The organism is Ureibacillus yapensis (assembly GCF_003515775.1).
Classification (GTDB): domain Bacteria; phylum Bacillota; class Bacilli; order Bacillales_A; family Planococcaceae; genus Ureibacillus; species Ureibacillus yapensis.
In genome coordinates, this window is sequence record NZ_QWEI01000016.1 from 1 (window position 1) to 17,447 (window position 17,447).

Consider the following 17,447-nt stretch of genomic DNA (forward strand, 5'->3'; position numbering starts at 1 on the left):
CAGTTTTCAAGGTTCATTTCATCACTCGCTTATTAGCGGCGACTTTTAATATTATACAAGCTTTCTAACGTTAAGTCAACAACTTTTTTAAAAAGTATTATATCAACTTATTGCCGACAGCTTTTATATACTATCAACTTATCAAAGCAAAGTCAATAACTTTTTTTGAGCTTTGTTAAGTTTTCGATGTCTCATTAGCGACGTTTAATAATATAACACTATATCAGTTTCTTGGCAACCGTTTTTGCAAAAAAATTATTGGAGTATCGTTAATACTCCAATACAAAGAACTCCTGGTATTCCCAAAATCGTGATAGTCAGTGCCGAAAACAAATTGACAGGAACTACAATGTCATATCCATCTACTAAGATATGCGCTATGTATAACAAAGCAAAAGAGCAGGCTAGCTTGAACCAAATGATTGCCAGTTTCTCAAAAAAAGCGCCAAATCCTACTTTTTTTCCTATTAAGAAACCAAAAAAGAGCAGCGCACAGATCATACCCGTAGTTATGTATGTTGACATTCATATATCCCCTTTCGAAAATCCATTCATAGGAGCATATGCTTTTGTGGCTACTCTTATTATGTTCATTTGATTAATATTTTTCGAATTCTCGCTTCTTTAAATAAGTAAAAATGAATACTTTCGGCAATTTTACGCTGTGCAATGACATCTAAATCATAATCATCCACTAGATCCTCAATAATTTTTGCATTATTCCAGTCATCTTTTGTCTCTTTTAACAAGTTGACTAGTTTGTCGTCGAATTCTTTCTTGAGCTTTCTTTTACGGCTAAAAATCACATTACTCCACTCACCTTATTCTAAATAACTGCTCGCTTCATTAAACTTATTCATTACTTTTTCATGTGATGCATCCAACGTATTGGATAATAATAAACAACTAATATGGAGAGTGGGTGATACATATGCAACTAATCACGTTATAATCTGGAAAGTATTAAAACTATAATTCTCGGCGTCCTTCTAATGCTTTCGATAATGTCACTTCATCGGCATACTCTAAATCCCCACCAACCGGTAAACCATGCGCAATCCGTGTTGTACGAATTCCTGAAGGTTTTACAAGTCGTGAGATATACATAGCGGTTGCTTCCCCTTCAATCGTTGGGTTCGTCGCTAATATTAATTCCTGTACACGTTCGTCTTGCAATCGTGCAATTAAAGAAGCTACATTGATATCTTCCGGTCCTACACCGTCCATTGGTGAAATTGCACCATGCAAGACGTGATAAAGCCCATGGTAATCACGCATCTTCTCCATCGCAATTACATCTTTGGGATCTTGTACAACGCAAATTGTGGAAACATCGCGTTGTTGATCGGAGCAGATCTGGCATGGATCAACATCCGTGATATGCCCACAAACAGAGCAGTACGTTAAATTTCTTTTTGCATCAATTAAGGCCTTTGCAAAAGTAGATACCGTGTCCTCTTTCATTGTCAAAACGAAAAATGCCAGACGAGCCGCAGTTTTCGGACCGATACCTGGCAATTTCATAAAGCTATCGATGAGCTTTGATATTGGTTCAGGGTAATACATGTGTGTCTCCTCCTAGAATGGAAGGTTTAATCCTTGAGTGAATTTCCCCATTGTTGATGAAGTTGTTTCTTCCACTTTCTTTAAAGCTTCATTTGTTGCTACAACGATTAAATCTTCTAACATTTCTACATCGTCAGGATCGACTACAGACGGATCCAATTTCACGTTTAACACTTCACGTTGGCCGTTAAGAGTAATCGATACCATTCCACCACCGGCAGTACCTTCAAATTCTTTTGCATTTAATTCTTCTTGAGCTTGCATCATTTCTTTTTGCATTTTTTGCATTTTTTTCATCATGCCTTGCATATTTCCCATTCCGCGCATAGTCATATTCCTCCTAATATTCTTCGATATAAGCCTTGCTGAAATTTCAGTTGATTTAACATTTGGACTTGCGAATAACTGCGTTCAGACGATTTTAAATTAGTCTTCCACTACCTCTACAAAGTCTTTGCCAAACATTTTCTCCGCTTCTGTGATCAAAGGATCTTCCGAAGCAACCTCTTGTGCATCATCCAAAAACGGATCTTCTTGAATATGATCTGTACTCCCTGAACCTTGGGACTCATCGGAAGTTTCCTTCTTCTGGTTCAAGCCATTTTCTTTTATAAAACTCTGACGCAACGACACCCAATCGGTTTCAGGAATGCATAAAAGTTCATACATATTACCTGTTATTTGGGCCAAGGCTTGAGAAAAGACGGCTGTAAACTCTCTGTTTTCGGCAACCATTCGACAATGAATATCATACTTGAATTTTACCACAAATGCACTACCGGAAGCCGCAACCGGTTCGCTTTCCGCCAATAATGCTGCCTGCGATTTCTGTAGCTGGCTCAAAGCTTGAGCCCATGCATTTTTAATGTTGTGGATATCTTGCTTTGTTGCATTTTTCAAGACTTCCCGAATTCGGCCAACTGGGGCGTTATAGTTGTTTGACTTCGCCCGTGGCCGTGCTGCTTCTTTTTGCGGCATAGCGGCATTTCCTTGCGGCTGTACACCGTTTGCAAGCTGCATCGTCAACTGTTGCACCATTTTTTCAAGGTTTGCTACTTTTTCATTTACAGCCGGATCTATACCTGCACTACCAACAGCTTGGGCACTTACCGCACTATTCGAAACTTGCCCCATTTTCAGCAAGGCTGTTTCCAGATAGATTTTGGTATGGTGGGAGAAACGCATTTCTTGTTGCGTTTTAGATAGTATATCGATATATGTGTAAAGTGTATCGGCGCTAAACTCATGTGCAAGCTGGGTAAACTTGTCCTCCGGTGAAATAAGCTCCAGCAATTCATTCAGATCACTGCTTGTTTGCAGCAGCAATAAATCGCGGAAGAACGTAATTAAATCTTCCGCCAGCCTCACAGGATCCTTTCCATCTGCACTTAACTCCTCTATTGAAGTTAATACTTTTGCAATATCTTTTTCTTTTAATGAAGATACCATTTCAAAGAAAACATCCTGGCTGATGGACCCGCTTACTAATAAGGCATTTTCCAATGTCAGCGTCTCCCCGCTGAAGGATACCACTTGATCCAATAAGCTTAAGGCATCGCGCATCCCGCCAGCAGCAGCTTGCGCAATGACTTTTAAAGCTTGTTCTTCATAAGGCAGGTTTATATCCTCCAAGACGACTTTCATTCGTTCCAAAATGTCGTTTGAGGACAATCGTTTAAAATCAAAGCGTTGACAGCGTGAGATAATCGTTGCAGGCAATTTATGAGGTTCGGTTGTTGCCAAAATAAATACCGCATGCGGCGGTGGTTCTTCTAACGTTTTTAAGAGCGCATTAAAAGCGCTTGTTGAAAGCATATGCACTTCATCGATAATATACACTTTAAAGCGTGCATTTGCTGGGGCAAATCTGACCTTTTCAATAATGTCGCGCATTTCCTCCACCCGTGAATTGGAGGCAGCATCGAATTCGATGACATCTGGATGTGAACCTTCAGTGATGCTTAAACATGTTGGACATTCATTGCAAGGTTCGTTCGTCGGTGCTTTTTCACAATTTAACGCTTTTGCGAAAATTTTCGCTGTACTTGTTTTTCCTGTACCGCGCGGGCCGGAAAAAAGGTAAGCGTGTGTTGTTTTATTTGCTAGCAGTGCATTTTGAAGGGTTCTTTTTACGTGCGTTTGACCGGACATTTCCCGGAAACTTTGGGGTCTATATACACGATAAAATGCTTGATACGTCAACTCTTTCCTTCCCTTCTGTTTCCATCAGATTATTACCTATATTATAGCATAGGTCTGCATGCCTTTTCCTTTCTTACGGTCAAATTGCCATTTAATTGTTCAAAAAAAAGAGCTGTCCGGATATCCCGGCAACTCCTCTTTAAATTTCATTTAGTAATTGGAAATCAGCTTTGAAAATTACCTTGCACCCAAACAGTTGTTTACTTTTTCTTCATTTCCTTCAACAGCTGCCCCACATTTGTCTCTTCGGGGGAGCTTTTATCCTCGAGTTTTTTTGGTCCTTTCCCTTTTTGCAGAAAGCTCCAGCCAAACCGCCGAATTGTTATATCGATAAAAAATAAAAGCATACTTGCTAACACAAGCCAGATTGTAATGCTTTGCCTTTCTGCACTCTTTGCAGTAAATTCCCGAAACGCCTCTTCGGGCTGCGTTAAGTATGCTCCACCTGCGCGTTCCGCAATTTGCGTTAATAACGGGTCATTCGGGGGCAATAACTTATATTCTTTGCTATAAGGAATTGTCTGCCCAGCCTGATACACGCTGCCATCCCCATTCGTGATTCGGAAAAAAACAAGGCCAGGATCGGCTTCCACTGCAGTTCGCACTTTATTTGCGGAAATCGGTTCAACCTGGATTGCCAATTCTTCACCGAGTTCATCGACTACGGCAATATCCAAAAATGCAGCTTGGCTTGTTGGGTCGGTTATGATAAACGAACCTTCTCCATCCAGCCGAATATCATAAGCAATCTCATTATAAGCAGGAAGCATTCTTGAAATTGCTGTTTGCCAGAAGGTCGGCCATTCTTCCCAGCGTGCCCAGTCACCTGTCCAAGCTCCAGTGGAATCTGACGTAAAGGCGATTGTCCGTCCCAAGCCATATTGCCATTCTGCCAAGACAGGATCCTCCTTCTCACTTTCTGCAATAACTGTCGCCGTTTGTTTTGCCGTTGTGCCGATATAGGCGTTCATTTGTGGAACACCTTCTTCAAATAGTGCATTCCATCCCTCTGCATTATAAATGGTCGGGTAGAAAGGATTGTCTTCAATATAGGTTCTGGAAATCATCGCCGTTTCGCGGGATAAAATCGAGGGAATGGTTGTCTCATCAAGAACGCTGTAAAAACGACCGCTCCCCCATTCACTTAATTCCTCCAGCAAAGCAGCATCGGCATCGGAACCAATCGCAATCGTAGATAACGTGATATTGTTTTCTTTTCCTTCTCCAATCAAATCTTCATAACTGCCCGCACTATACGATTGCCCGTCTGTGAGCAAAATAATATGTTTTCTTTGCAAGGAAAGGTCGGCTAAGTTTTCATAGGCCAGTTCTAAAGAAGCATATATTTCGGTACCCCCTCCAGGAGCAATGGATAAAATCGTGTCGACCGCCTCTTCTTTATCCTTTAAAGGCATTGTTTCAATGACTTCCCATGGCCTGTCATCAAAAGCGATAAACCCAAGTGTATCTCCGTCGCGCAGAAGCTCGACCGAACGTGCAGCGGCTTCTTTTGCCAATTCTATTTTCGGCCCCATCATACTGCCTGAGCGGTCCAATACAATAACCAGCCCAAGTGAAGGCATTTGCTGTTTGCCCTTTACTTCCATTTCAACCGGCAACATGGCTTCAATCGGCGATTTGAAATATCCACCAAGACCAAAGCTGTTTTCGCCGCCAACCATCATAAAGCCAACACCGAAGTTTTTAACCGCCTGTTCAATGATCCCCATTTTCTCTTCCCCAACTAAATGGCCCGGGATGTTATCGAAAATGATGGCATTATAATTCAGAAAACTTGATAAAGAGTTTGGCAGCTCACTTGAAGGGATTACATCATACTGGATGGATGATCCAATCGCACTTGCAATGGGCGACCCATCTTCCCGGTCACTTACGATTAAAAGCCTCGGTGAACTATGGACCATTGTGACACTGGTTAATTTATTATTTTCGATAATGGCATCTTCATCCACTTGAACAAGCGCTTCATATTTGACTAATCCTTCCGCATTCCCGGTATGTCGGAAAGTATAGACATTCGATCCTTCTTGCAGCTGAAGCATTTCCGAAAGAATAAGTTGATCATTTTCATATAAAAATAATTCGGCCTCTGTCGCCGCGGTTGCTTCAATTTCAGTTGTCAACTGCTGTTGTTCCCCAGCGTAAGCAACTTGCGGCGTAGTAAAGCTTTGAATGGAAACATCAGAGCTTACAGTTTTACTTAACGGAACAACATCAATCGAAATGCTGGAATCCGTTAACTTTGTTAGCTGCTCCTTTACATCTCCCTTTGTTTCCAATCCATCAGTTAATAAAACCACTCTTGTCGCTTTGTCCAAATCTACAATGCCTGTAGCCAATTGTATTGCCCGCGCAATATTTGTCTCACCTGCATTTTCTAATTGACTTAATTTCGGAACATGCTCAGTTTCGGGCGATAAAATGGATTCTGTTTGAAGCGTTTCTGCAAAGGAGTAAATCCCGACAAGATGTGAATCTTTTTTCGACTGCAGACTGTCTTCAATAAAAGCAACGGCTTGATCCTCTGCCTCTTTCACGGATGCAGAGCGGTCAATCAAAAAGACAACCTGCTCTTCTTTCACCGGCAACAACAGATAAGGAGAACAAATAGCGAATACCAACAGAATCACTGAGGCCAAACGTATCGCAAAAACAATTCTTTGGCTCTTTTTCAACTGATTCCTTTGCTGCCACAGAGTCCATCCAAAATAAACCGCCAGCGGGAGTAACAGCAATAAAGCAAGTGGGGTTTCAATTCGCAAATCCACGTCTTCGTTGCACCTCCCATTCTATGGCCAGCAATAGCAGAATTGGAATGAGCAGCCATCGCAATAATGGTTTTTTTGTTGCCTCTTCCTCTCTATTCTGTTTAACAGAGCCTAATTCAAAGCTTCTTCCTTCTTCAATTTCCCGTTCTTGACTGGAAAGCTGTACAACAAATTGCTTTTCTTCTTCATTCGAGCGAACGGTATAACTACCGGGCAACATAGGTGCTCTGAACTCGCTCCCACCATCCAGCGATGATACATACTCATTGTCACTTGAATAAATGGTCCACTCCCCGGAAGGTAAAGAGACAGCCCGCCTTTCATTCGGAAAGAAAGCACCCAGCGTTGTCTTCCCTTGCGTTAATTCATTTTGAATCCCCCATAAAAAAAGGGGAAAAGAAGGATGAAGCGGCCAGTCTGTCGATTGGATATCGGTCAATATGACAATATCCCCCTTGGAGGAACGCTGGACAAAGGGTTTCCCTCCTATTGTAGCAATCGTTGCAAAGTCCTCAAAAGGAGGATAAATGGAACTCACATAGACTTCTTGCAGCGAACTGAAAGAGAATAAAGCATCTTCTGATTCATCCACCTGAAGATTGATTTCCTCTGCTTTTTCATCGTTTCGGCCAATGAGTACAACAGGAGATTTGCTTCCTTGGAGAAGCTCTGTTCTATTCGTTACAACAATAGCATCATCCACATCTTGCAATTGATCGGCAGGGGCAATTTTCACTTCTTCATTTAAAGCTTGGAAGCCTTTTTGTACAAGACTATGCATTTGTTGATCGACAACAATTTGGGAAGGGCCGCTGCCGATGAGTGCCACCATAGAGTTATCCGCTTTATAATCATCTTCTACGTCGATGGACGCCGTTAAGATAGAGGAAGAAGGAAGATTTTTATAAGTTTTTGTTACTTCCTCTCCTGCTTTTAATAAGAGTTCTTCTTCAGCAAGTATTTCTTTTTGAGCATTCAATATAGAAAGGGTCAATGCTTTATCATTTTTTGTTTGATTCTTTAATTGAACCAGCGCTAAACTGCTATCTTCATGTGATGTTGCAGCAAATCGTGTTACCGCAACGTTTTCCAGTTCATCGCTCGTTCCTTTTACGATCCACTGAATGTTGTCGCTTTTGATTGGCAGCTCCCCGCGCTCCACCGAATCGGTGAACAAGTAAATAGAGGCTGCTTCATCTCCAATAAGTGCATGTGCCATATCAATTGCTTTTGTCAGTTGCTCTTCTTCATAAGTGACTTCCATTTTTGCAATGGCTCTATGTATGGCGGAAAGATCGGTTTCTTTTTGAACAATCGTTTTCGGTTCTTCACCCGTAGCTATAATGCTAATTGGCCGCCCGTTTAAGTTCTCGGCCAAGTCCATCATTTTCTCTTTATGTTGATCAAACGTAGTGGTACCACCCTTTCCGGCAAGCATCGTGGCAGAAGTGTCCACAATCCATAGCATTTGATCTCCTGCGGTTTCCGTTTTTGTCACAAACGGATTCATCAATGCCAGGACAAATAAAAGGAGCGCCAATAACTGCAAATACAATAGTGCATTCTTTTGTAAATGCTTTAAATAAGGAGAGGCTTTCGTTTCCTGCATCACTTCATTCCAAAGCAAAGTGGAAGAAACATACTGGTCTTTATATTTTCTGCGGAAAAAGTAATACAGCAGAACAATGACCGGCAATACAGCCGTCCATAGCAATGGAAGGTTACTGAATCCCAACGCTTTTCACCTCACTGTACCCAATGTGCCTTGAGCAGTTTATGGAAAATGGCATTCTGGAATCCATCCTCCACAATCAGCTGTGTTTTTCGGATGCCAAAACGATGAATCAAAGCTTCAAATGCCATTTCATGATTTTTTCTTGTTAATTGGTAGTCATTGAGCACACGGTTTGAAAAGGATACATTGACCTCTTTAGCCGTTTCGGCATCAATCAACCGTAAATCTCCCATGTAAGTTGGGGTCATCTCTTCTTCAGTTACGATTTGTATGCACCGAATATCCCCGGCAAAACGCGGCAACCGTTTAAAAAATTGCTCCCACTCTGCGATCGGCTCCAGTCCATCTGTAATCACAAATAAAACCGTGCTGTCCTTTGGCAATACTTTCAATGCTTCTTTGGCAAAATGTCCATTTCCTTTTGCTTCGTCCAGATTCGAAAGGATTTGCAAAAACGGCTTTCTGTAAGATGCCCCTTTTCTCCTAAATGGCAGAGCCGATGTTTCTCCCACAAAAGAAAAGGATAACCGATCATCCCGGTTTAAGACCATCAAGCCGATGGCAGCAGCAATTTGTCTTGCAAAACGCCATTTTTCCTCTTCGCTCATTGATTTTGAAGCATCCAATAGAACATGAACACGCATTTCTTGTTCATCCAAAAAGCGTTTAATAAAATACTTTTCCGTTCGGGCATAGACATTCCAGTCTACCTTCCTTACGTCGTCTCCTGCTGTATATTCCCGGAAGTCCGAAAAATCAAGGGAAGCACCAAACCGCTGCGAACGGTGAGAGCCTTTATGCTGTCCACGCAATTTGGAGGAAGTTGCAATGGATAAGCGTCCAATCTTTGCAATCCATTCGTCCGGCAAGATTAACCTTTGCTCATTCATAAGCCCACGCCCTGCTGAATGGTTGTTAAAATGGTTTCAATCAGTTCATCTGCCGTCTTCCCGGATGCTTCTCCTTCATAATTCAGCATCATGCGATGGCGCAGAGCGGGCTTTGCAACAGATTTTATATCCGCTATCGATACATGGAAGCGTCCTTGCATAACAGCGCGCGCCTTTGCCAACTTGATCATGCTTTGAAGCCCACGCGGACCGCTTCCATACAGTACATATTGTTGAATCTCTGGTAAAAAAGATTCTTGCGGATGTGTTCCTACCACAATATTCACCGCGTACTCCATGATTTCTTCGGCCACCAGCACTTCTTTGACCATTTGCTGGGCAACGATTAAAGACTCCTGGTCCATGCGTTTTTCCAACCTGACATCAACCGCACCTGTTGTTCGCTTCATGATTTCCAACAATTCTTTTTTCGACGGATAGGGAACGAGGATCTTGCACAAGAAACGGTCCATTTGCGCTTCCGGCAATGGATAGGTTCCTTCCATTTCAATGGGATTTTGGGTAGCCAATACAAAAAAGGGCTTCGCCATTTTTTTCGTATCCCCTAAAATGGTCACGGTCTTTTCCCCCATCGCTTCAAGCAACGCGCTTTGTGTTTTGGGCGTTGCACGGTTGATTTCGTCCGCCAGCACCATCTGGCTAAAGATTGGCCCTGGCTGGAACACAAACTGCTGTTTCCCATTTTCCGTCCGTTCAATAATATTCGTTCCTGTTATATCTGTCGGCATTAAATCAGGCGTAAATTGAATTCGAGAGAAAGATAAATCCAGTACTTCCGAAACCGTTCGGATCAACATTGTTTTTCCCAGCCCAGGCAAACCTTCCAACAAAGCATGCCCATCCGCCAAAATCGAGTACAGGGTATAGTCAATCGCTTCCTCTTGCCCCACGATGAATTTCCCTATTTCCTCTTTCACCTGGTGTAGCCGTTCACTTATTTCAAGATACTGTTGTTCACTAAAGGCCATTTCCTTGCCCTCCTCATTCCGACTCTATTGAAGAAAAATAGGATTGCACAATTTCCTGTAAATCTTTTGGCAATTGCATGCGCTCCGAGCTTTCCATATAACTGTCTTTATACTCGCCAATCACTTCTTCATAGGACTTGATGGTTCCTTTCGTTACAGGGACAGACCCTTTTTGCTCGCCTGCAGCCTTTCCTTCGCCAAGAGGGCCTCCATCAGTCGTTGTTTCACTGCCTCCTTCGATTCGCTCCGGAATGGAAAGGAGGTCACGTCCTCCTTGGCCTTGTCCAGCACCATTTCCCCCTTTTCCACCGGAGCCGCCTTTCCCTTGACCGCCACCATTGCCCTGCGGACCGCTGCCTTGCCCTTGTGAGCCATTCCCATTTTTTTGACCTTGCCCTTGCCCCTGCCCTTTCTGACTTGAAGGATTGTTCCCTTGCGTTTGACTGCCAGTATTTCCTTGCTGGGAATTGCCTTTATCAGAGTTGCTTTGTTCGTCACTTGAGCTGCTGTTTTCATCTCCTGAATCTTCTGTCGATTCAGAGCCTAATTCACTGGCGATGGCATTTTGTAAATCAAAGCTAATCGGCTTCCCTAATTTGCTTAATGCACTTTGGGTACCATTTGCCGTACTAGCCAGTTCTTTTTGTAGTTCCGATAATTCTTTCAATTGCTTTTGTTCTTCCGCCGTTAAGCCATTTTGTCCCTGATCGCTTTCTTGATGGGCCAACTTTTCCTTTTCCTTCAACTTTTGCTCTTGCAGTTTTAATTCCTTTTGCTTTTTCACGACTTCTCGCAACGCTTCTTCCGAATACTCTATTTCTTGAAGCTTCTGCTGCAATTCTTGCAGCTGCTTCTTGATTTGGGGTACGTCCGATTTTTTCTTCAATTCAGCGACCTCTTTTTCCAAGTCCTTCACCACTTTTTGTTCCCTTTCAAAAACATGCGCCTCTTGTTGTGTGGCCGAAGGGAAAATCGATAGAATGCCAATAGCCAGCACTGAAAGTACTATTCCAATCAAAGCTTTTGGCTTAACGAAGGATTTTTTCCGATTTTTAAACCGCAAAAAAGCACTCTGTGTTTCAATTTCGCATTTCTTTACAAGGGCATTAACCAATGGACTCTCTTCTTCTTTAAAAGAAAGAGCCGTGATGAGTTCATTATGAGGATAAAAGGAGTCCAGTCGATGAATCGCATCCTTCTCCCGCATTCGCTTCCACCATATATAGAAAAGGACGCCAATGAATGCCCCTACGGCAACATAAGTGGCAACCTCCCGATAATATGGAAAAACAAAAAAACGAGAAACAAAGAGAATCGCCGTCCATAGAACAAGTGACAACAGTACCCCATACTGCAGCTTAGGCAGGGACTGTTCAATATTCAGGCTCCTTTTTGCCCGGCGAATAGTCGATTTGAATAATTGACGACGATTCATTTCATTGCCTCCTTATCGATTCGTTTTCATATTGGCACGCAGTTTACGAATCGCAACGAATAAACAAAATACCGTCAATAAAGTATAGAAAATCAAATAAACAATCCAGATCGGCATTGAAATTCCTACCGCCGACTCCAAGCTTGATGCCATCTCAGGGTAAAGAATGGTGATAATCAGAGCTCCTGGATTAATGCCTGCACAGAAATAAGTTATTGGAGAAAATGGCGTCGCGTTTTGTGCCAACCCTGTTGCCGAATGGATAGCCATTTGCTCCATTGAAATGCCTATAAAGAAGAAAAATGCCGTGATGCCTCCCAAGAAAATCATCGCCCCATAAGTGGCAATCATGGATACAATCGTTTTTTTCGTAATCGTCGAAAACATGATTCCAATGCTTCCAATGGCAATCAGCGTCACCAAATAGAACAAGAAAATCGTAATGAGCTGTGATGGCGATACCCCACCAAATAAAAACACAAGACTATATAATGGCAATCCGGCGATCAACATCAAAATCAAGAAAGCAACAGAGGATAAGAGCTTCCCGCCAATAATCTGTGTTGAGCTTTGGGTTGTGGTTAACAAAATATTTAACGTTTGCTTTTCACGTTCCGTACTGATGCTGCCTGCCGTCAATCCCGGCGTTATAAACATGACCAGCCCCATTTGAATGACACTCAAGGCAACAAACATGGTAAAACTATCACTGGGCCTGAAAAAGGCGGTTCCGGAAAAACGAGTATAGATTAATAAAAAGCCTGCCACGAAGATACACAAAACAGCCAAATAAAACATTAACCCCGAGAAGCTTTTAAAAGCACGGAAACGCAGTTTTAGTTCCTTCGATAAAACGGGATTTGAAAATCGTTCCATCATTCTGCATCTGCTCCCTTCGTAATCGCCATAAAGACATCTTCCAAATCTTTTTCCTCTTCTGTTAATGAATAAATCGGAATACCGGAAAGCAGCGCCTCTCGCAAAAGATTCACTTGTTCCTGGGTTGTGCCTCGATAGTTAAAAGCGAGTTCATTATTTTCCGGGATGGCTTCAATTGAAGAAATCATAGGATTTTCTTCAAAGAAGGCACGAGCCTTCTCCATCTCATTCATTACCTTTACGATAATGCGTTTATCTCCCTGCAATTGCTCCTGGATGGTAGCCACATTTCCATGGGCAATTAACTTTCCATTATCTATGACGCCGATTTCGTCACACATCTCGGCCAGCTCAGGCAAAATATGCGAAGAAATAAGGATGGTTTTTCCCATCGACTTTAAATGCTTTAAGATATCGCGCATTTCCACCCGTGCCCGCGGGTCCAGCCCAGATGCAGGTTCATCCAATATCAGCACCTTTGGGTCATGGATGAGTGAACGGGCTAAACAAAGACGCTGCTTCATCCCTCGCGATAGCAAGTCAACATATTCATAGCGTTTATGCGTTAAATTGACGAGCTCCAATAACTGTGGAATCAGCACCTTCCGCTCGGCAGCGCTCAAGCCGTAGCTGGCACCGTAAAAATCCAGATACTCATCGGCTTTTAACTGATCATAGACACCGAAGAAGTCCGGCATATAGCCAATCTGTTTCCTCACTTCTTTTGGCTCACGCACCACGCTTTTCCCATTGATATAGGCATCCCCTGAAGTAGGCGACAGCAGGGTAGCAAGGATTGAAAAAGTGGTAGACTTCCCGGCTCCGTTCGCTCCCACAAATCCAAAGACAACCCCTTCATTCAATGTAAGTTCTAAATGATCCAATGCTGTAAAGGAACCATATTTTTTTGTTAATCCTTGAATATCCACCATCATGGTCCTGCTACCCCCTTCACTTCAATATTTGGCATTTTGACCGGCGTCCCCATATCATCCTTCTTTCGGATCCGCATCTTTAACTGGCCTTCCGGGGAGATATATTGCTTTAAGTTTTCGCTATAAGTTGCGCTGGATTCTTGCATCTCTTCATAGGCAGATGTCGACCAATTCCAAATCGCCACTTCAAGGAAGTTTGCAGCTCGATTTGAAAGCGATACTTCTGTCCACGCTGTATCCTCCAGCAACTCATCGGGCACCCAAACGGACAAATCATATTCTCCGTTATCCAAATACCATTCATTTGCTGCTTCATTGATCAATTCCATATAACCTGACCCTGATGTAGGATCCAATGAACTTTCCAACGTTTCATGATTCAGTGTAAATTCTCCCGTTAATTCGATTGTCGGGTCAAAAGATTGTACAATGTATGCCAATGGCGATACTTCGGCACTTCCATCCAATTCAATGCCAACCAGCGCTTTATCTGTCCACGCAGCAATAACCGGCGCCTTTTCATCCTGTGAAAGACCGATTGCCCCGTATTTTAGTTTTTCGAGACGTACCGGCATTAAATCCTTTTTCGATTGAGGCTGTGTGTAAGCATAATTGGAGATTGCAGGAGAAAGCAGCACCGAGTTTTTTATTTCTTTCGATACTTGTAAAGTCCCATTTGCTTCGATATCTCCCAGCTCAATCTCCTTGGAACCTGACAGGATGGCCACGTCATTTAACTTGAATGGAAAGTGGTTCGTGATTGCCCCTTCTATTTCCCCGTCCTTCAGCGTTAACTGGATATCCATCTTTCCGGCATTTTCGATCGTTGTTTGACCAACCATGGATTGAACAGACCAATAATTCAAATTTCTGAAATGAATCGCGGATCCACTCGCATGATCGGTTACATACGTTTTCTCATGCAATACAGTATCGGCTGGATTTGAATAGGAATATGAATTATTGGAAGCTACTGCTGTTGTATTTTCATCCATTTCAAAAATAAAGTCTCCGCCGCGATTTGTTAAAATGGACTCTACATAATGTCCAGTTAAGTTTTCTCCTTCTACTTTATAAAAAGCAGATTGCTGGATCTGGGATTGCATTAGGCGATCTTTGGCCCCGAACATAAACATCCCCACCGAAAGCGCAATCGACAACAACGGGATTATCCACCAGGCATGTTCCCGTTTGTCCATTCGTTTTAAAATAAAATACAATAACGGACCGACCAATATTATGTAAATAATGACCGTTACGATAAGAGCCGTTGTTTTCACTTCAAAAGAAGGAAATAGTTCATTTATATTTCCTACTTCATTAGGCAGATAATCATTCACACTGCCATAATGCATGCCGAATGAGTTATTCTGGTTTATGGACTTCAAATCCAGCATGGCTGCAATCAATTTTGCATAACCATCCATCGAAGATAGTGGTTGATCTCCCAATGAAAAGGTCGTTTGCACCACTTGCCCACTACTCAAAGATTGGCTTGCTGCTAGGATTGAATTTCCATCGGCAAGCAATCGAACACTGTCTTCTTTTGCTTGCGCTTTATACACTTGTATATCTTCCGTAAAGTTTCCATCAGCGGTTGACTTGGTTAGATACTCTTTGGAAACACGTACTTTTTCAGAGGAAAGCATTAATGGCAAATATTCTTTAAAAATACCTGCAGTTGCTTCAACCTGGTCAGATGCTCCGATTAAAAGCGTTCCTCCCTGATTGACCCAGTTGTAAAGCGCTTGCTGCTGCTGTTCGGAATAATCGGTCAAGCTAACTTCATCAACCGCTATCACATTCGCCATGCCCAGTCCTTTGGCTTCTGTCGGAAATTGAAAATCTTTTAATTGATTGACATGAAAAACTTCCACATTTCCGGATGCATATTGCCTTAATTTTTGGAAAGCCGATAAACGGTCGCTATTTTCGGTTAATGTATAAATAAAAGTTCCTGTTGGCTCATAAAATTGCGGACGCACGACTTTTGCGCCCTTATACGCGACCAGTTCCCCTTCTTCAATCCCACCTTCATAGAAGTAAAACATGTTTCTTTGTTGGTTGTTATATAAGTACTGATCTGTCAGCCCATTTAAATAAAGCTGCAACGTTTTTGTTTCACCTTCCGCTATATCCAATGGATAAACCAGCCCCGAACCCATAGCATAGGATTCCGCGGCATCAATTACCAAGTCCCCCGAAAAAGCTGATCCGTTATTCGTAATGGTCATCTTTAGCGGCAACGGCGTATTATATTTCACCTTATTGGAAATGCCAGCTTCCGCCTTCACCTCCAATTTAGGCGCAGCACTAACAGGATTGATATGTATAAAACTAAATAATAAAGCGACTAACAATACTACCGGATATAATTTCCCTCTCATGGACGAACCTCCTTTAGATCACTCTCTAATTGGTACGTTTAAATTCCACTTTAGTTCCACTTTTACCAAATAATTGTTAATCTTAAGAATTTGTTCGTGTTGGCAGAGGAAAAGTTTTATAAATAAAAAAAGACAAAACCAACCTTGAAGTTGATTTTGTCTTTATTAAACCTATTGGCTTTAATATGTATATTAAAGCCGTGCACCTTCCTTCGACTGCCGTACATAAGCGTTACTCTTGTCGCCAGCTCAGGTTAGGCTACCCCACGGCACATGGGTGGGACCACTTAATGCTGCTTCCTTCCGGACCTGACATGGTTCATGGCTTCCCATTGCGCGGGACCCAACCGTCAACACTACGTGCAAGAGGCAGACCAAACATACGAACAGCCTCAGAAAAGGACTTCAGTCTCGCTAGAGCGGATTGCGAGTTACAGGGCACCGCTACCTCCCCACCTAGCACGGCATAAATTAGTATACTTTATTTCAATATAAAAATCCAATGTTATCTTTTGGAAATAGGGGAAAGATTAAATATCAGGCTGCATTATAAACAGTTGGTGAATGAAATAAAAGTCAAAATATATGTTAACAAATTTATTGACCAGGAAATAAAAACATGCTAAAATTACTTTTGTCGATAAGTTTCGACATTATTATTCGGAGGCATACCCAAGTCTGGCNNNATTTTTTAACTAAATGCGGGTGTGGCGGAATTGGCAGACGCACTAGACTTAGGATCTAGCGCCGCAAGGCGTGGGGGTTCGACTCCCTTCACCCGCACCAATTAATTTGAAAAGCCAGATAAACATAAAGCACATGCGGAAGTAGTTCAGTGGTAGAACACCACCTTGCCAAGGTGGGGGTCGCGAGTTCGAACCTCGTCTTCCGCTCCAAATGTGCCGGGGTGGCGGAACTGGCAGACGCACAGGACTTAAAATCCTGCGGTAGGTGACTACCGTACCGGTTCGATTCCGGTCCTCGGCACCATTCATAGATGCGCCCGTAGCTCAATTGGANGATATGCAACGTTCGCCTAACTGGCAGACTCACAGAATCTAAAATTCAATTTTAGGTCATTATCATATCGATTTCGGTCCTCTGTACCAATGAGGAGCAAATATACTAATTAATATCATCACTTATGGGGCCTTAGCTCAGCTGGGAGAGCGCCTGCCTTGCACGCAGGAGGTCAGCGGTTCGATCCCGCTAGGCTCCACCAACAATAATAAGATCCTGGCGGCGTAGCTCAGCTGGCTAGAGCGTACGGTTCATACCCGTGAGGTCGGGGGTTCGATCCCCTCTGCCGCCATCTAGAAGGACCTTTAGCTCAGTTGGTTAGAGCAGACGGCTCATAACCGTCCGGTCGCAGGTTCGAGTCCTGCAAGGTCCACCATTATATATAACACGGAGGCATACCCAAGTCTGGCTGAAGGGATCGGTCTTGAAAACCGACAGGCGGGTTAAACCGCGCGTGGGTTCGAATCCTACTGCCTCCGCCATTTCAATTTTAATACAACTATTATTTTCGCGGGGTGGAGCAGTGGTAGCTCGTCGGGCTCATAACCCGAAGGTCNTTAGAAATCATTGAACTTATATATAACGGCTTAAGAGGTTCTTCACCTTTTAAGCCGTTTTTT

Annotated in this window: 13 protein-coding genes, 7 tRNA genes and 1 other RNA gene; 7 read left to right on the top strand and 14 right to left on the bottom strand. The window is 42.8% G+C overall.

From position 1 onward, the window contains the following. Positions 1-255 precede the first annotated feature (255 nt). The 14 genes from D1B33_RS17620 to ffs form a co-directional block, all read right to left on the bottom strand. Positions 256-525 carry a pro-sigmaK processing inhibitor BofA family protein gene (locus tag D1B33_RS17620; protein ID WP_118877729.1) on the bottom strand — a complete coding sequence of 90 codons (270 nt, stop codon included), beginning with the start codon at positions 523-525 and terminating at the stop codon, positions 256-258. Between the two features lie 65 nt (positions 526-590). After that, on the bottom strand, positions 591-803 hold the full coding sequence (locus tag D1B33_RS17625) for a YaaL family protein (RefSeq protein ID WP_199677453.1): 213 nt from the start codon (positions 801-803) through the stop codon (positions 591-593). A 166-nt stretch (positions 804-969) separates the two neighbouring features. Beyond that, positions 970-1,566, bottom strand: coding sequence for a recombination mediator RecR (gene recR, locus D1B33_RS17630; RefSeq protein ID WP_118877731.1), 597 nt, complete (start codon positions 1,564-1,566; stop codon positions 970-972). A gap of 12 nt (positions 1,567-1,578) precedes the next feature. After that, complete coding sequence (locus tag D1B33_RS17635) at positions 1,579-1,893, bottom strand: YbaB/EbfC family nucleoid-associated protein (protein ID WP_118877732.1); 315 nt, start codon at positions 1,891-1,893, stop codon at positions 1,579-1,581. Positions 1,894-1,992: 99 nt separating this feature from the next. Further along, entirely contained in the window at positions 1,993-3,768 is a 1,776-nt protein-coding gene (gene dnaX, locus D1B33_RS17640; RefSeq protein ID WP_118877733.1) for a DNA polymerase III subunit gamma/tau, read from the bottom strand. Positions 3,769-3,968: 200 nt separating this feature from the next. Next, positions 3,969-6,557, bottom strand: coding sequence for a VWA domain-containing protein (locus D1B33_RS17645; protein ID WP_118877734.1), 2,589 nt, complete (start codon positions 6,555-6,557; stop codon positions 3,969-3,971). After that, positions 6,541-8,292 carry a vWA domain-containing protein gene (locus D1B33_RS17650; protein WP_118877735.1) on the bottom strand — a complete coding sequence of 584 codons (1,752 nt, stop codon included), beginning with the start codon at positions 8,290-8,292 and terminating at the stop codon, positions 6,541-6,543. The genes D1B33_RS17645 and D1B33_RS17650 overlap by 17 nt, the downstream gene beginning before the upstream one ends. Before the next feature lie 11 nt (positions 8,293-8,303). Next, positions 8,304-9,182 (bottom strand): DUF58 domain-containing protein, encoded by an 879-nt coding sequence (locus D1B33_RS17655; protein WP_118877736.1) that lies wholly within the window; start codon positions 9,180-9,182, stop codon positions 8,304-8,306. Further along, complete coding sequence (locus tag D1B33_RS17660) at positions 9,179-10,171, bottom strand: AAA family ATPase (protein ID WP_118877737.1); 993 nt, start codon at positions 10,169-10,171, stop codon at positions 9,179-9,181. The genes D1B33_RS17655 and D1B33_RS17660 overlap by 4 nt, the downstream gene beginning before the upstream one ends. Positions 10,172-10,184: 13 nt before the next feature. Beyond that, positions 10,185-11,606 carry a hypothetical protein gene (locus tag D1B33_RS17665; protein ID WP_118877738.1) on the bottom strand — a complete coding sequence of 474 codons (1,422 nt, stop codon included), beginning with the start codon at positions 11,604-11,606 and terminating at the stop codon, positions 10,185-10,187. Between the two features lie 12 nt (positions 11,607-11,618). Next, positions 11,619-12,485: an ABC transporter permease gene (locus tag D1B33_RS17670; RefSeq protein ID WP_118877739.1), complete on the bottom strand. Its 867-nt coding sequence runs from the start codon at positions 12,483-12,485 to the stop codon at positions 11,619-11,621. Beyond that, complete coding sequence (locus D1B33_RS17675) at positions 12,482-13,417, bottom strand: ABC transporter ATP-binding protein (protein ID WP_118877756.1); 936 nt, start codon at positions 13,415-13,417, stop codon at positions 12,482-12,484. The genes D1B33_RS17670 and D1B33_RS17675 overlap by 4 nt, the downstream gene beginning before the upstream one ends. Then, positions 13,417-15,807, bottom strand: a complete 2,391-nt coding sequence (locus D1B33_RS17680; RefSeq protein WP_118877740.1) for a hypothetical protein — start codon at positions 15,805-15,807, stop codon at positions 13,417-13,419. The genes D1B33_RS17675 and D1B33_RS17680 overlap by 1 nt, the downstream gene beginning before the upstream one ends. 198 nt (positions 15,808-16,005) lie before the next feature. Next, positions 16,006-16,272, bottom strand: an RNA gene (gene ffs, locus D1B33_RS17685) — signal recognition particle sRNA large type. Between the two features lie 236 nt (positions 16,273-16,508). Between ffs and D1B33_RS17690 the strand changes: the two genes are divergently transcribed. The 7 genes from D1B33_RS17690 (at position 16,509) to D1B33_RS17720 (ending at position 17,309) form a co-directional block, all read left to right on the top strand. Continuing rightward, positions 16,509-16,593: transfer RNA gene (locus D1B33_RS17690), tRNA-Leu, on the top strand. A gap of 35 nt (positions 16,594-16,628) precedes the next feature. Next, positions 16,629-16,703: transfer RNA gene (locus tag D1B33_RS17695), tRNA-Gly, on the top strand. Between the two features lie 5 nt (positions 16,704-16,708). Next, a tRNA-Leu gene (locus tag D1B33_RS17700) sits at positions 16,709-16,797 on the top strand. A gap of 156 nt (positions 16,798-16,953) precedes the next feature. Then, positions 16,954-17,029, top strand: a tRNA-Ala gene (locus tag D1B33_RS17705). A gap of 16 nt (positions 17,030-17,045) precedes the next feature. Continuing rightward, a tRNA-Met gene (locus D1B33_RS17710) sits at positions 17,046-17,119 on the top strand. 7 nt (positions 17,120-17,126) lie between these two features. Beyond that, positions 17,127-17,203 (top strand) — tRNA-Ile (locus D1B33_RS17715). A 13-nt stretch (positions 17,204-17,216) separates the two neighbouring features. Then, a tRNA-Ser gene (locus D1B33_RS17720) sits at positions 17,217-17,309 on the top strand. Positions 17,310-17,447: the final 138 nt, after the last annotated feature.